This is a genomic window from Pseudohalioglobus sediminis, assembly GCF_008370495.1.
Lineage (GTDB): Bacteria > Pseudomonadota > Gammaproteobacteria > Pseudomonadales > Halieaceae > Halioglobus.
The window spans coordinates 429,285-443,839 of sequence record NZ_VTUX01000003.1; the positions used below are offsets into that span (position 1 = coordinate 429,285).

Sequence of the window (14,555 nt, forward strand, 5' to 3'; positions counted from 1 at the left end):
CTAATTTTGCGTATTAGTCCAGTGTCTTCAGTTCTCGGCGCATCACTTTGCCGGTACTGGTTTTAGGTAAATCATCAACGAACTGCACGGCACGGGGCACCTTGTAAGCGGCCAGGTGTTCGCGACAGTAACGAATTATGTCGTCGGAATCGGGGTCTGTCCCCGTTTTGGGTACGATATAGGCTTTGGCCAGCTCGCCCTTGTCTTCATCGGGAATACTGCCCACCGCCACCAAAGCGACGTCCGGGTGACCCGCGACGACTCTTTCAATCTCAGCGGGATAGACGTTGAAACCGGCAGTGAGAATCATGTCCTTCTTGCGATCGACAATAAAGACACAGCCGTCCTCATCCATGGAGGCCACGTCGCCGGTATGTAACCAGCCATCGGCTTCAATGGTGTCGCGAGTGGCCTGCTCGTTACCGTAGTAACCCTGCATGACGATACCGCCTTTGATCATCAGCTCGCCCACTTCGCCTGCAGGCAGTGTTTTGCTGGCATCCTCTGTGTCCGCTATTCGCGCTTCGATGTAGGGCAGCGCCACGCCAATGGAGCCGTGTTTGACGGGTCCATTAGAGGCGAAAGTGGTTCCCAGGCCGCCCAACTCGGTCATACCCCACAACTCGATCAAGGGGCAGCCAAAGCGCTGCTCCACTTCTTCCATCTTGGGTTTCGGCATGGTCTGGCCGCCGACCGTACAGCAGCGCAGGGAGGACAGGTCGTAGCTTTCCAGCTCCGGGTGATTGAGCATAAACATATACATGGTGGGCACACCTTCGAACAGGGTTGCCTTGTGGTCCTGAATGCTCTGCAAAATCGTCGCCTCCTCGAAGGCGGGATGCAGTACGAGCGTCATGCCGTTCTGAATGGCGCCACTCATCACCACATTGCCGTATACGTGCGGGCAAGGCAGCGCAGTGACCACCGTATCCCGGTCGCTGCGCTGGTGCATCAAGGCCGTCATGGCGACATTGAGCAGTATGTTGCGGTGAGACAGGCAAGCGCCCTTGGGGTGACCAGTGGTGCCTGAGGTATAGCCAATGGTTGACAGGGAATCGACGTCGACATCGACGATCTCGAATTTGTCGTCGCCAGCTGCAAGCAGGCCGTTAAAGGACAAAACCCCTTCAGGCAGCGCCTCGTCACCGAACGAAACCAGCTCCCTGACTTCAGATTTCTGTTTCACTCGCTGGATGGAAAGCGCCTTTTCATGGGATGCAATGACAATGGTCGCACCGCAGTCGTTGGCGACGAACTCCACCTCGCCGGGGGTCAGCATGACATTGATTGGATTGATCACGGCACCGGTTTTGAGCGCGCCGTAGTAACTGACCACCCATTCCCAGCAGTTGCCGGAATACAGCGTCACTCGATCGCCGGGCCTCACGCCAAGACCAACCAGGGCATTGGCAAAGCGATTGGTCAGCCCATCCAGTTCGGCAAAGCTCAGGGTGCGCTCAGGGCATACCAGCGCTGGCTTGTCGCCATACTTTTGCGCCGCGCCGACGGGTATAGACCCTATTGAATCCAACATCTCAGAAATCCTTTATCTTCTATTATCGAGAATGCGTGTTTTTTAACATCTGTGTAAATATATATCAAGTGAACTGACTCCGCCCACTCAAGACACCTTCATCTCTGGCATCGACCGGTTCTTCAGGTAGGCTGCAAGACGGACCGTGAGCACAATCAAGCCTGCTATCACGTAGACGATGGCGATTATCCGGGTGTCACCACTCAACAGCACCCCGGCATAAGACACCCATATGGCCGCCCAGAAATACCAGGTTCCAACCAGATGTAGGGCCCGCCAGCTAGCAGGCCGCATAGCCCGACGTACCGGATAGAACGATGTGATCGTCAGGGCCAACAAAAGCAGGTAACTCAGCATGCGCAGTACAAGATCAGCGGTATTGTGAAGTTGCTGCCAGTAGTAATCAGGGTACAGGGCGAGAAGTACTGCGATAAACACGGCCTGCCAGGCAAACCCCGCGGCAAACGAGAGTCCGAGGTAGCGGCGGTTGCGCAACAGCCACTTGGAGAAACTACCTGGATTGAGCTGAACCAGCGGCCTGGCAACGAACGCAAGGAATATCCAGGGGGAGGCCAGCTGCACCGACAATCGAATCAAACTCACCGTCGCTTCCGGGCTGGAAATACCCGTAATCACCAGGCCCGCACCAATAACCGCGAAGGTAAGGGCTGCGACAAGATAAAACAGCGGCCAGCCATTCAGCGATGGGTGTTGGAGCAGGTTCACCCCACTACCTCTGCTACCGCCCGCACGGCCGCGTCGATAGCCGACTGCACATAGGCATGGGCCTCGGAGTCGGAATTGGCAATACTGATTTGACCGAGAGGCTTGCGCCCCAGTTCGTGCGGCGCTTCACCCTCTTTCCACTCCGGGTCAAACAGCTCCATGTACTCGTAAGCGTAGCCATGGGACCAACGGTTGATGGTGATGGCACCGATGTCACGGTCCGGATCGAATCCATACTGACCGAACATCCCTGTCAGTTGCTTGCGGATCTCTTTCTCGTAGTCTGCAAAGGGCGTGGTGTACAGCTTGTGCCTGCCCAGTCGGTAGAGATCCCGCCCCGACTGCGCACCGTCCCCCTCTGGCGCGGGCATATGCCCCATGAACATCACCATCGGGTCGTCCGGCGTCTCTGAGGATTGGTAATCACCCAGGCTTACCGGGGGCGCATGGGCCACCAATGGGAAGAAACTTCCAGGGCACTGGTAGACAGACGCCCCTCCCTTCTTCACCGCGGCACCCGACTTCAACACCACGTTGACCCAGATAAACGGCACTTTGACACCGTAGGCCAGGTGCTGTTTCTGCGCTTCGGGCAGTTCCGGGCAAAGATGGGGGATCATGCCGTTGTAACCGGCCAATATGCAGCGCTTGCCACGTACTTGTAAGGCCTTGCCACCGCTAACATAGCTGATGTCTACGCCCTCGCCACCCCGGTTAGCAACATTGACCACCGTACTGTTCAACCGGACACGCACATTTGAATCCTCGCGATCCAGCTGTGAGTAATCAAAGCGCGCGGTTACCAGATCCTGCATCGTATTGCCGGGCGCAACCTCGGGTATAAGCTTCCTCACGAAGAGTCGTGCCACGGAGGCATTGCCATCCGGAAACAGGGGCGCCCGATAGGCATCCGGATCCACCTCGGCATCCGATTGTGTGTACTCGTCGGGTAAACCAACCGCCTGGATGCCGGGACCACCCAGGTAGAAACCCTCCATCACTGACACACTTTCAACCCCAACACCGAACATTGCCTGGGCCCAGGGTTCCACCAGCCTGCCTCCCTGCGGCGAGATACCCACCTTCGTATACAAAAATTCGGCGTAGCTGTGGCTTCGCAGATAGGCCTCCTTCTCCTCAAGCGGTAGGTCGGCAAGATAATCCTTACCCCCCTCCACCAGGCTTATGAGTAACTCTTCGTCTCTGGCGGGTAGTTTCAGCGCAGCGATCAGCGACCGATAGTCGCCCTCACCTGCCAGGGCAAGCCCCCACGGGCCCACCACAATACGATTTTCCCCGTAGAGGTTTTCGCCGAGGTAATAACCAAAATCCGCACCGAGATTGGACAGCATGTAGTCAGGTGCAGCGGCATCCTGCAGTGTTTTGAACTCAACGCCGATCTCTTCCAGCAGCTGGTAGGCGGCAGGGCTCATGGCGGCCTGCTCGAGGTTGATGCTGCCACCGAAGGCCAGCAGCATCTTCCCATCCACCTCAAATTCATTGCGCTTGGCGTGGCCACCAAAATCGTCATGATTATCGAGGATCAGGATCCTGGCGTTGGGACCCTTCTGCTTTCTGTACAGATACGCTGCAGCCAGGCCGCTGATACCTGCCCCGACGACCACCAGGTCGTATTGCTCATCCAGTGTCTGGTAGTGGGCGGGCTTCTCCCCGCGCCAGGCCAGCGCATGAGCGACTTCAAAGGATCCCTGGTGACTGCCGCGCATGCCATTGAGCAAGGGCGGATAGTAACTTCCAGAAACAGACCCGGTTGATTCCAGGGCCAGCGTAGAAAAGGGTGCGGCAGCCGTTGCTGCGGCAGCTGTCGCCGCCGCCCCCAGTGCCACGCCGTTGAGAAAATCCCGCCGGGTAATATTGGATTTCACAGCAGCTTAACCCTCTGATTCGTCCCAGGCTTTCCTTTCCACCACGATTTTTTCGCGATACTTCACCGGCATATCCCATGTGCCGGTCCAGCCCTTGGGCACCACGAAGCTCTCACCCACACCGTAGCGCTGGCGCTCTCCAGAGGTAGAAGTTAGGATCACCTCTCCCTCCAGTACCAGCACATACTCGTCGTAGGGAAACGGGTAGCTGACATCGATTACCGCAGCCTCTGACTCGTACAACACCACGACAAATTCGCCTTCGTGCAGCACTTTTTGCCAGTGCTCGTTGGTTCCACTCAGCACCAGTTCGTCAGGCCAGGGGGGGATGGACTCAAGTTCCATTGCTCGCAGTTGATCGGCGTCGAGCCCCAACACACTGATTTCAGCCTTGGCAGACATAGCGAGGGCACTCCCCAACAAACATGCAGCAAGTAGTAGTTTTTTCATAATTGCGTCCTTTTAGAATTCCTGGCAAGCACTCTGTATCAGAAGTAAACATTGAACTCTGCCCGAACCATGCGCTGATATCCCCAGTGCAGTTGCGCCCCCCAACCAAAGTCGGCCCGGATCGTGGCATAGTCTTCATCGGTGATATTGTCTGCCGCGATGGCCAGGTCCCAGCGCTCGCTACCCGCGGTGTACGTCACCTTGCCATTGAGGATCCCGTAAGAGTCCTCCTCTTCCAGGTTAGCGATGTCGTGGTAAAATTCATCGGTGTAGTTGTAAACCGCAAACCAGTTGAGATCCCCACCCAGGAAATCATGATTAATGTTCGCGCCGATCGAGAAGGTATTCTCCGGCGCATAGGCCAGTTTCTGTCCGTCAAGCTGCCCCGAGACTATTTCAGCATCCAGGTAAGCGTAGTTGGCCATCAATACCAGGCCATCGACCGGCGCATAGGACAGTTCGGCCTCTAACCCCATGGTTTCAGCATCACCGGCATTCCGGATTTGCTGTCCAGTGTCAAAGCCAAAAATTGCGACCTGCAAGTCCTCATAATCGGTGAAGTAGGCCGAGCCATTTAACTGCATGCGCCCGTCCAGAAGCGTTGACTTCAGGCCGAGTTCGTAAGCGATACTGGTTTCCGGGTCAAAGCCCACTAAGGTTTCGGCGATGAAGTCGCCATCTGTATCAGCGCCCCCGGTATTAAAGCCTCCTCCTTTGTAACCCTCCGCCACACTGGCGAAAATCATGGTGTCGTCACCAACGTCATACTGTGCGACCAGGCGCGAGGTGAGTTCATCCCAGTCTTCCTTATCGCACAACGGGCCATCAGTGGGACCACCCTGATCAAAGAAATCGTCCTGCAAGGTGTTGGTACACCAATCTTTTTCATCGAAACTCCAGCGCAAACCACCAATCAGGGCTAGCTTTTCTGTTGCCTGCCAGGTGACATCACCATAGATACCGTAGGATTCGTTGTCGGCGTCGCTCTCAATCCGCTGACTGCCGAGCGGAAAGCCGAGCGCGGTGGCCACGTAATCCACTTCCCAGCGGGTGCCTTCAAGCTCTTCGGTGTAGTAGCTCACACCCGTGAACCAGCTGAGTGAATCCGAACCACCATTCAATCGAAACTCCTGGTAGAAGGTATCAGCTTCGGCCCCCAGGCCAACGGGAATATCCAGCCCCCCAACGGCCCCACCCAACAAAGCGTTGTCAATAGCGAGATCGTCCGCTGAGCCATCAACGTCGTCAAAATAGTCATTCTCACCACTGCGGACATCGGTAATCGATACCAGCGACAGCGAATCATTGATGTCCCAGCTCAGACGCAGGCCGAACCCTTCATCCTCGTTTTCTTCGGAATTGGGACGGTTAATGGCGTACTTATCCGGATACTCTTCGCCCGGATCAGCCAAATTGAATGGGATATTAACCGCACTGGTGTAATTGGTTTCAGCATTGCCGTAATTCACTCTGAATAAAGCTTCAAAGTTATCGGTCACGTCCCAACGGGCCGAAAGGCGCACCACATCGCTCTCGGTATACATGTCATCACCGCTGATGACTTCTTCCCACATGCCTTCCCATTTCTGATGCTGGTAGGCAAGGCGCAGGGCAAAGGATTCACTAACTGCCCAGTTGCCAACCACTTCATAGCGTTCCTGGCCCTCATCGCCCAGGGCAATGCCAAGCCGCAAGTCATTGCTATCACCAGGTTTATTGGATACCAGGCTGATGGCCCCAGCCGCCGCGTTGCGCCCAAACAGGGTTCCCTGAGGCCCCTTGACGACCTCGATACGATTGATGTCAAAAAAGTTGGACGTGGCGAATATATTCCTTCCCACGTAGGCGTCGTCATAGAACACGCCCACAGAAGGCTCTGAGCCAATGGTCCAGTCATTACTACTGATACCGCGAATAGCCCAGGTATTGGTAGCCAGGCCGTAGTCCGCACCGGTCAGTCCGGGCACCATGGGTATAACTTCAGTGATGGTATTGATGCCGGTCTGGTCAAGCATTTCCTGACTGACCGCACTGATCGCAATTGGCACGTCTTGAAGATTTTGCTCCCGCTTCTGCGCGGTAACCACTACCTCCTCCAGTTGCGCAAACGATGTGCTCGGTGCGAGAGCGGCGCTGACGGCCATGCTGAGCAAGTACTTATTCGATTTTTTCATCTTATCCTCCTGGAGGAATCTCTAGTGTGAAGTTTTCGGGCCAGGCCCTGTTGAACTTTTTTATCCTGATCTTTCTTAAAAAATTAGCGCGAGCAACGGCCGTCCAATCGGTTTCATGTCATGTGATCGATCATTCTCATCTTGCGCTCACCATAGGGCGGCCGGATCAGGCTACCCAGGCTATAAAGCCCCTGCCGGTACACCGCCTTACTGTGACTGAACTGCAAGAACCCGTGGTGCCCGTGATAGGCGCCCATGCCGCTGTTGCCAACGCCTGCCAGGGGCAGGTCGGAGCATGCTGCGTGCTGGGCACAGTCATTGATGGTGACACCGCCGGATGTAGTGCGCTGGCACAGCGCTTCTATCTCACGCTTGTCCTTGCCGAAATAGTAGAGCGCCAGTGGCCGCGGCTTGTTGTTGATAAACTCAATAACCTTGTCGAGTGACTGGTAAGTCTTGATCGACAGCATGGGGCCGAATATTTCATCCTGCATAATCAGCGAGTCATCATCTGGCTCGACCGGCATAATAAAAGGCAGCTTGTGTTTTTGCGGATCGTCGAACGCTTCGCCTACAGGATTGAACACCTCGATGCGCACCTTGCGCGCCTCCAGGTCATCGATATACCCCTTGAGCCGCTGCCAATGTCGCTCGTTGATGACCGACGTATAGTCGGGATTGTCCAGCAGGGAGTCATAACACCGGGACAACACCGAATGCGCTTCCTCGATAAAGGCTTCCACTTTGCCTTCCGGGAGAAAGATGTAGTCCGGCGTCAGGCACAACTGGCCACTGTTGACGGTCTTGGTCCCCATTACCCGGTCGGCGACAGTTTTGATATCTGCAGACTTACCCACCACCACCGGGCATTTACCGCCCAGTTCCAGTGTTACCGGAACCAGATTATCGGCAGCAGCGCGCATAACGTGTTTGGCAACTTCCGGCCCACCGGTGAATACCAGGTGATCGAAAGGCAACTGGCTGAATTCCTGTGCGACGTCCACACCGCCGTTCACCACCACCATTTCAGCAGGGTCAAAAGCGCTGGTAACGATCTCTTCCATCAGTGCCGATGTTTGCGGGGTCAGTTCCGAGGGTTTGAGCATGACCCGGTTACCCGCGGCGAAGGCGCCGATAGCGGGAGCAAACGCTAGCTGGAACGGAAAGTTCCAGGGCGAAATATTGCCGACCACCCCCAGTGGCTGGAACTGCAGTTCCGCCCTGCCCCCGATCATGCGCATCATGAGAGGCGTTTTGCGACGCTCAGGCTTCATCCACTGCCGAATCTTGCGACGGGTCTCATTCACCTCCATGACGATGCTGGCGATATCCGTTGCCAGGGTTTGGCCAGGGGGCCTGGCACCAAAATCCGCTTCCAGCGACTCGACAATCTGTTGCTTGTAACGAACGTGAATGTCCTTCACGCGGTCTATCCGGTCGATCCGTGTTTTCGCCGACGGGAAGCCATCAGCCAGGAACGCCTGACGCTGGATATCGAGTAGGGTGCGCATGGGTGTGGTACTCATGACCGGCTAGCCTTCCACCTGGGCCATTGCTGTCTTGAAGTGGAACGCCATGGCGATAATCACGACCAGGAGGAGCATGGCAACACTCATGAAGTAGGTCGTTATCTCAGTAGCCGCAATTACGCCAACCAGTAGCGCGACCAGCATCACCTGATAGAGAACACCAAAGATACCGAGCGCAACCGCCGCCACCCTGGAACTGATTGAATCGCCGTAGAGCGGCATCATTACCAGTACCGCGAACACGCCATACAGCCAGAAACCCAGGTAGTCAAAAGATGTGTAAAGAGAGAAAGGAATGGACACGTTGAGCAACAAAAGCAGGGAATCTGCCATCTGGGCGCCCATTGCACCACTGGCAGCGGTCTCTGCGAGCAAGGGGATGGTCCAGATCGCCATGAACTTGGGAATGATAAAGGCCATCACAGACATCAGTACAACCATCGCCGCCAGCAGTGCCCGCAGAGGGTTCTTTTCCCTGATCTGCCAAGCGGTGGCGAACAGTACACCGGACAAACTGAGCATGGCGACAATCTGGTTTACCCAGCCGGCAATAAAGGCTCCCCGATTAGCATTTAGCCAGGCAATTCGATCTGCGTGCTCTGCGTTGTAGGCCTCGGGGGCGTCCAGCGGTAGGAGCATTGCAACCACCGACGTGACAATCACGACGGCTGCGCTCCAGAGCCCAAGCCTGTTTACCTGATAATCGAGATATCCTGGTTTATTCATGCAGTAGCTCCGTACCTGTTTTCAACAAATTCAAGAATCGTACCCCGCACCAGCGCACGGTCTTTTTCCCATCGCCTGCCCTCGCCGGTGAAAAGTGACTCACCCTCCAACAGCGACATCAGGCAGAGAGCTTCACCCTGAGGTGATTCGATGCCGGCCTTTTTCATTGCAACCACCAGGTATTGCAAATACTCGGCATAAATCTCTTCCAGCAGGTCAGCAACCAGTGGCTCAACCTCTTCCATCGCCCACAACTGCGGCCATAGTTTGTCTCCAAGCGAGATCTCTCCGGGCAAGGAAGTTCCGTCAAGCATGAAGGCGGCTATGTCATATACGGTTGCGTCTTCGTCGAGCCCCTGACTTCTCCACTCCGCTTTAATCTCGCTTTCAATGACTCCCACCAACGACCGCAGCAGGTCTTCCCATGTTCGAAAGTGATACTGCAAGGCGCCCAGCTTCATACCACTCGCCCTGGCAAGTGATCGCATCGACAGGGAGCTGTAGCCTTCATCCGCGATGATTTCGATAGCGAACTGCAGAATTTCCAGCTTGCGCTCACCCGCCATTTTGGGGACTTCCATTTGACATGTCAGGCGACATGCTAGAACATGTCATTTGACATGTAAAGCATTTGAGAACAACAATGACAAAACGAGTGACTAGACGCGATTTCCTGAATGGTGTGGCAGTAGGCGCTGGCGGATTACTGTTAGCGGGCGGTGCCCGGGGCTCAGTAGGTGATGCAAATACCTACGCCGCCACTCTATCGGGATCTACGACTTCTACTTATTACCCCCCCACCCTGACCGGTATGCGAGGCAGCCACGAAGGCTCATTCGAAGTCGCTCACGCCTTAGCCTGGCGCGGGGAAAAACCCGCCCAGTACCAGGCACTGAACGAGCACTACGACCTGGTTGTTGTCGGCGCGGGTATGAGTGGCCTGGCCGCCGCCTGGTTCTACCAGGACAAAATGGGGCCAGAGGCAAAAATCCTGGTGCTGGATAATCACGATGACTTCGGCGGCCACGCCAAGCGCAATGAATTCCACCAGGACGGCAGGATGATGTTGAGCCTGGGTGGTGCCCAGAACGTGGAGAACCCCGCTGGCTACAGCAAACCGGCCTCCAGCCTGATGCACGCCATTGGCATCGACGACGATTTCGTTGCCAGCATGGGCGCGAATACTCCCGCAGACCAGTTCCTGGCGGGGGAACTTGACGCTCCCAATGGCGTCTCGCTCCCCGGCCCCGACGGCCATACGACTTTGGCCGGTAACTGGTTAACCACCATGTACGGCGGCGCAGGTTACGAAGACTATATACGTAAACTGCCTGTCCCGAGCAGCGAGCAGGACAAGTTCATCGACTTCTTTGGCGGCAAGCGTGACTTTCTCGACGACTTGTCACTCAGCGAAACCTGGGAGTACATCAACACCGTCAGCTACAACCGATTCCTGCTCGATCGCGTTAAGCTCGACGAAACATCACTGCCGGTAATGAATGCCATGCTGGTCCACCTCACGGGCATGTCCGGTTGGAACCTCAGTGTGCTGGAAGGTATTACCATGGGGGGGCCTGGCATAAAGTCTCTGGGCTGGCTGGCCCGGACCTCTGCATCCATTGCCGGTGCATTCATAGACAGCCTGCTGAACGTCAAGATGTTTCCCGATGGCAATGCCTCGGTGGCGCGTCTTATCGTGCAGAAACTTGTTCCTGCGGTAGCGCCAGACATGCAGGGTCCAGCGGACGTTGCTGTCGCTCGATTTAACTACGATGCCCTGGATCGCGCCAACCAGCCCAACCGTATTCGCTTGAACAGCACCGTGGTAGGTGCACGAGAAATCGATGGCAAACATGTGGAGGTCGACTATGTGCAAAAGGGCCAGGCACTACGCGTTACCGCCGACCACTGTGTTATGGCTTGCTATAACGCCCTGATTCCTCATCTCTGCCCGCAAATGTCCGAGGCACAGAAAAAAGGCCTCAGTTACGGAGTCAAAACGCCTTTCGTCTACGCCAACGTGCAGCTGGATAATGGTCGCGCCTACGAGGAGTTGGGCGCAGAAATTTTCCAATGCCCTCAAGATCCGTTTCAATGGGTGAGCAGAGCCCCCGGCATGAGCGTCGGCGGTTACGAGCCACCGCGTGGGCCAAATGACCCGATGGTGGTCTTCATGATGAACTCACCCATGACCGAGGCCCAGGAGCAGGGTTCCGGTCGCGACCAGCTGCGGATGGGACGCCACCGCGTGTACAGCACCCCCTTCGCCACTTACGAACAACAGATTCGCGAACAACTGCAATCCATGCTGGGCCAGCATGGCTTTGAACATGAGCGGGATATTCGCGCGATTACCGTGAACCGCATTCCCCACGGCTATGCATACCCCTACCTCGCGCTTGACGATCCCGATTGGGAGGAAGGACAGGCGCCCCACGAAATTGGCAGAGCCCAGTTCGGGCGCATCTCAATCGCCAATACCGATTCTGAAGCAATCGCGCTGATGGATGCGGCGTTTGATGCGGCTTTCCGGGCAGTAGAGGAACAGACCCAGAACGCGCTGTAACCTCTGCCCGACTTCCTCTATATTTGCTCTTTTCAAAAATCTCGAGAAAGGACCCTAAACTGTGGCTGTAGACTTTTCCTCACTGGCGCCCAACACACCTATCATCGTGGGCGCCGGACAGAGTGTTGAACGCGATGCCGGTACAACTTCCCACCTGGGCATGGCATCTCAGGCGGCAGCGATGACTGTAACAGACTGTCGTGGCAACGCAATTGCAGAGAGTATCGATACGATCTGTGTCATCAGGTTGTTTTCCGACTCAGCGCCAAACTGGCGATCGGAATTGGGTCGCAGCAATAACCCGCCTGAATCCATCGCGACCGCGATCGGAGCCAGCCCGCGTCACCGGATCTACTCTCACGCTGGAGGCAACGAGCCCCAGGCACTTCTCATGGAGTTTTTTGCCGATATCGCGGCAGGTGAAAGAGAGATGGTGCTGCTGGCGGGTGCCGAAGCACTGCGCAACCAGCGCAAGGCCCAGCAGCAGGAGTTGCAGCTGGACTGGAATGAAGAATTCACAGCCCCGCTGGAAGATCGGGGCTTAGGCAATATCTATCCCAACCCACAGGAGATTGCCAACGGCATGTTGATGCCCCTGCACTACTACACCCTGATTGAACAGGCCCGGCGCAGCGATCTCGGCATGAGCCGGGAAGCCTATCTGGATGAAACAGCAAAGCTGATGGCCTCATTCAGCGAGATCGCCTCGAAAAATCCTTACGCCCAATGGCCCGGGGCCATGTCTGCCGCACAGATTCGCAACGCCGAGCCACTGACCCACCTCTATACCAAGCGCATGATTGCGCAGGACAGCGTCAACCAGGGGGCCTCCCTTCTGATCACCAGCGTCGCCAAAGCTCGCTCACTGGGTATCCCCGAAGATCGCTGGGTCTTTATGCACGGCGCAGCCCAGGGAATGGACGTTGACGTCAGTATTCGTCCAACGCCAGGCACTTCGGTAGTTGCTGGAGCCGTGCTGGACAAGGCGCTGGATATGGCTGCCTGCACGCCAACCGACATAGACCTGATCGACATCTACAGCTGCTTTCCCTGCGCGGTCAGTGAAATCAGCGACCACCTCGAGCTACCGTCTGATGGCTCGGTCCCGCTCACCCTGACCGGCGGACTGCCGTTCTTTGGCGGGCCTGGCAACAACTACAGCATGCACGGTATAGCCGAGATGGTTTGGCAGCTACGCAAGGCTCCCGGGCACCTCGGCCTCGTTCATGCCAATGGCGGTTTTCTTACCAAGCATGCTACCGGTATCTTTTCTTGCGCGCCGAGCACTATCGACTGGGCAAGCGCTGACACCCGAATCAGGTCCGACACTACAAAACGTAGTGAAAGAGCCAACAAGCCGGAAACTGGTGTGGTGAAAAGCTACTGTGTCAATTTCTACAAAGGCACACCCGCAAACGTGATAGTGCTGGCTGAGACAGACGCTGGCCAACACTTTGTGTGCTCTACAGCACCCACAGACCGCGATACGGCTCAGCGAGTACTGGCAACAGACCCAACTGGCAAACGAGTGGCAGTAACGCCTGGCGAGCGGGAGCACAGCTGGTACCTCACGCTTGTCAGTGACTGCTGAATAAACTCAGCTCGGAGTAAGTTCGGGGTTCTGTTTGGAACAACTGTTACAGATCTTCGGCTTCAGAGAGATACCCCTGCCGATTATTCAGCAGGCACCAGCTTACCCAGGAAGGCGGAGCAATCGCGCAACTGCTCTCGATTGACACTGCTGTTCCAGGTTGCACCGCCATGGATCAGCTGGTTGCGCAGGGTGTACATGCGCGACAGGACAATGGAGAGGATGGTGGTTGTGTTGTGATCGGCCAGGGCCTTGTTAGCCGCGACTTTGGCGCGGTCGAATTTCGACTGCCAATCCACCGAGTCCGGCAGGCCGTCGTGGTGATCCCAGAAGGGTTGGTAGACGAACTCGTTGTCCAGTAGCACGCGGATTGAACTCGGAAACTCGTTCCAAATCAGTTCGTAGAGTACGTCGTCCTTATCCAGGTCAATCAACTTCTTCAGGAACCGGCCAAAGACTTTCTGCTCCGGGGAGCGCTCCTGGTCGTAGATCTCGTTGGCATAGGCGGCATTGAAGGCAATCCACAGGAAAATGAAACGCCCATCGTCATCCTCGCACCGCTCCGCCCGGTCGAGCCAGCTCAGGGCGCGGTGGACGCGCAGGCTGAGGTTGAACGGGTAGCCTTCTCGTTCAGCCCTGTGCCGGGTCTTGAGTAATGTGTAGCCTAGCTCCATGCCTTATGTATTCCTCAAAACGGTTATACACACAATTTCCTAACACTGAGTGAGCGCATCAACCCATCGTTACAAGGGCTTTTCCAGCCTATACGCCCATCATCTTTTTATTTGATATTCTATTATTCGGATAAATAAGGACGGAAGTCACCAATAATTCCAACCTATTTATACGAAAACTCATCTTTCTAAATACAGCACCTACAAAAGCCAGAGAGCTTGCTTCCATGCCAATCGTGTACTATATAGTACACATGACATTCGGAGAATACATCCGTGAACATCGCGAGGCCCTGAAGTCAGTGGATCGGCGATTCTCTGTCAGGCAGGTCGCCCAGCGAATTGGTGTGGAGCCCGCCTACCTCAGCAAAATAGAACGCGGGGATGTGGCGCCGCCTTCCGAGGCCAAAATCCGGGCCCTGGCCGAAGAGCTTGGCGAAGATTCGGACGTGTTGCTGGCGATGGCCGGGAAGGTATCGTCGGATTTGCAGGAAATCATCCGGAAACGGCCGCAACTGTTCGCCGAACTGATCCGCCAGCTCAAATCCGCACCGGATCATGCTCTATTGCGTATTGCCCGGGATGTCCGCGATGGCGACTGGTAACTTGTGGAGAAAAGACAATGATTGAACTGTTGAACAACCAACTGACTTTCCGATTTCCGGAGGTACACCGAAAAGCGGCCTGCAGTATCGATTT

Annotated in this window: 12 protein-coding genes; 3 read left to right on the forward strand and 9 right to left on the reverse strand. The window is 55.8% G+C overall.

Features of this window, described 5'->3' with window-relative positions; all coding sequences use genetic code 11:
• Positions 1 to 13: 13 nt before the first annotated feature.
• The 8 genes from F0M18_RS08530 to F0M18_RS08565 all read right to left on the reverse strand — a co-directional run bounded on the left by F0M18_RS08530 (position 14) and on the right by F0M18_RS08565 (position 9,606).
• The gene (locus F0M18_RS08530; protein WP_149610978.1) at positions 14 to 1,534 is read right to left on the reverse strand and encodes a class I adenylate-forming enzyme family protein; all 1,521 of its coding nucleotides are present in this window, start codon (positions 1,532 to 1,534) and stop codon (positions 14 to 16) included.
• 87 nt (positions 1,535 to 1,621) lie between these two features.
• Positions 1,622 to 2,260, reverse strand: coding sequence for a hypothetical protein (locus tag F0M18_RS08535; RefSeq protein ID WP_149610979.1), 639 nt, complete (start codon positions 2,258 to 2,260; stop codon positions 1,622 to 1,624).
• Positions 2,257 to 4,146 carry an NAD(P)-binding protein gene (locus tag F0M18_RS08540; protein WP_149610980.1) on the reverse strand — a complete coding sequence of 630 codons (1,890 nt, stop codon included), beginning with the start codon at positions 4,144 to 4,146 and terminating at the stop codon, positions 2,257 to 2,259. The genes F0M18_RS08535 and F0M18_RS08540 overlap by 4 nt, the downstream gene beginning before the upstream one ends.
• A gap of 6 nt (positions 4,147 to 4,152) precedes the next feature.
• Positions 4,153 to 4,548 (reverse strand): cupin domain-containing protein, encoded by a 396-nt coding sequence (locus F0M18_RS08545; RefSeq protein WP_188109655.1) that lies wholly within the window; start codon positions 4,546 to 4,548, stop codon positions 4,153 to 4,155.
• An 86-nt stretch (positions 4,549 to 4,634) separates the two neighbouring features.
• Complete coding sequence (locus F0M18_RS08550) at positions 4,635 to 6,770, reverse strand: TonB-dependent receptor (RefSeq protein WP_149610982.1); 2,136 nt, start codon at positions 6,768 to 6,770, stop codon at positions 4,635 to 4,637.
• 113 nt (positions 6,771 to 6,883) lie between these two features.
• Positions 6,884 to 8,296, reverse strand: coding sequence for a coniferyl aldehyde dehydrogenase (locus F0M18_RS08555; RefSeq protein ID WP_262500880.1), 1,413 nt, complete (start codon positions 8,294 to 8,296; stop codon positions 6,884 to 6,886).
• A gap of 6 nt (positions 8,297 to 8,302) precedes the next feature.
• A complete protein-coding gene (locus tag F0M18_RS08560; RefSeq protein WP_149610983.1) occupies positions 8,303 to 9,025 on the reverse strand; it encodes a hypothetical protein in 723 nt (240 codons plus the stop codon).
• On the reverse strand, positions 9,022 to 9,606 hold the full coding sequence (locus F0M18_RS08565; RefSeq protein WP_262500881.1) for a TetR/AcrR family transcriptional regulator: 585 nt from the start codon (positions 9,604 to 9,606) through the stop codon (positions 9,022 to 9,024). The genes F0M18_RS08560 and F0M18_RS08565 overlap by 4 nt, the downstream gene beginning before the upstream one ends.
• 62 nt (positions 9,607 to 9,668) lie before the next feature.
• Between F0M18_RS08565 and F0M18_RS08570 the strand changes: the two genes are divergently transcribed.
• On the forward strand, positions 9,669 to 11,591 hold the full coding sequence (locus F0M18_RS08570) for an NAD(P)-binding protein (protein WP_149610984.1): 1,923 nt from the start codon (positions 9,669 to 9,671) through the stop codon (positions 11,589 to 11,591).
• Between the two features lie 61 nt (positions 11,592 to 11,652).
• Positions 11,653 to 13,182 carry a hypothetical protein gene (locus F0M18_RS08575; RefSeq protein ID WP_149610985.1) on the forward strand — a complete coding sequence of 510 codons (1,530 nt, stop codon included), beginning with the start codon at positions 11,653 to 11,655 and terminating at the stop codon, positions 13,180 to 13,182.
• 83 nt (positions 13,183 to 13,265) lie between these two features.
• Here the strand turns inward: F0M18_RS08575 and F0M18_RS08580 are convergent, their stop codons facing one another.
• Positions 13,266 to 13,856, reverse strand: a complete 591-nt coding sequence (locus F0M18_RS08580; protein WP_149610986.1) for a HEPN domain-containing protein — start codon at positions 13,854 to 13,856, stop codon at positions 13,266 to 13,268.
• A 254-nt stretch (positions 13,857 to 14,110) separates the two neighbouring features.
• On the opposite strand from F0M18_RS08580, the gene F0M18_RS08585 reads away from it, so the two are divergent.
• Complete coding sequence (locus F0M18_RS08585) at positions 14,111 to 14,461, forward strand: helix-turn-helix domain-containing protein (RefSeq protein ID WP_223177932.1); 351 nt, start codon at positions 14,111 to 14,113, stop codon at positions 14,459 to 14,461.
• Positions 14,462 to 14,555: the final 94 nt, after the last annotated feature.

What these genes read in the sequence shown, in the direction of transcription:
- F0M18_RS08555 (WP_262500880.1), bottom strand. Translation starts at nt 8,296, where the DNA reads ATGAGTACCACACCCATGCGCACCCTACTCGATATCCAGCGTCAGGCG.
- F0M18_RS08550 (WP_149610982.1), bottom strand. Translation starts at nt 6,770, where the DNA reads ATGAAAAAATCGAATAAGTACTTGCTCAGCATGGCCGTCAGCGCCGCT.
- F0M18_RS08560 (WP_149610983.1), bottom strand. Translation starts at nt 9,025, where the DNA reads ATGAATAAACCAGGATATCTCGATTATCAGGTAAACAGGCTTGGGCTC.
- F0M18_RS08545 (WP_188109655.1), bottom strand. Translation starts at nt 4,548, where the DNA reads ATGTCTGCCAAGGCTGAAATCAGTGTGTTGGGGCTCGACGCCGATCAA.
- F0M18_RS08530 (WP_149610978.1), bottom strand. Translation starts at nt 1,534, where the DNA reads ATGTTGGATTCAATAGGGTCTATACCCGTCGGCGCGGCGCAAAAGTAT.
- F0M18_RS08580 (WP_149610986.1), bottom strand. Translation starts at nt 13,856, where the DNA reads ATGGAGCTAGGCTACACATTACTCAAGACCCGGCACAGGGCTGAACGA.
- F0M18_RS08585 (WP_223177932.1), top strand. Translation starts at nt 14,111, where the DNA reads ATGACATTCGGAGAATACATCCGTGAACATCGCGAGGCCCTGAAGTCA.
- F0M18_RS08570 (WP_149610984.1), top strand. Translation starts at nt 9,669, where the DNA reads ATGACAAAACGAGTGACTAGACGCGATTTCCTGAATGGTGTGGCAGTA.
- F0M18_RS08565 (WP_262500881.1), bottom strand. Translation starts at nt 9,606, where the DNA reads ATGGAAGTCCCCAAAATGGCGGGTGAGCGCAAGCTGGAAATTCTGCAG.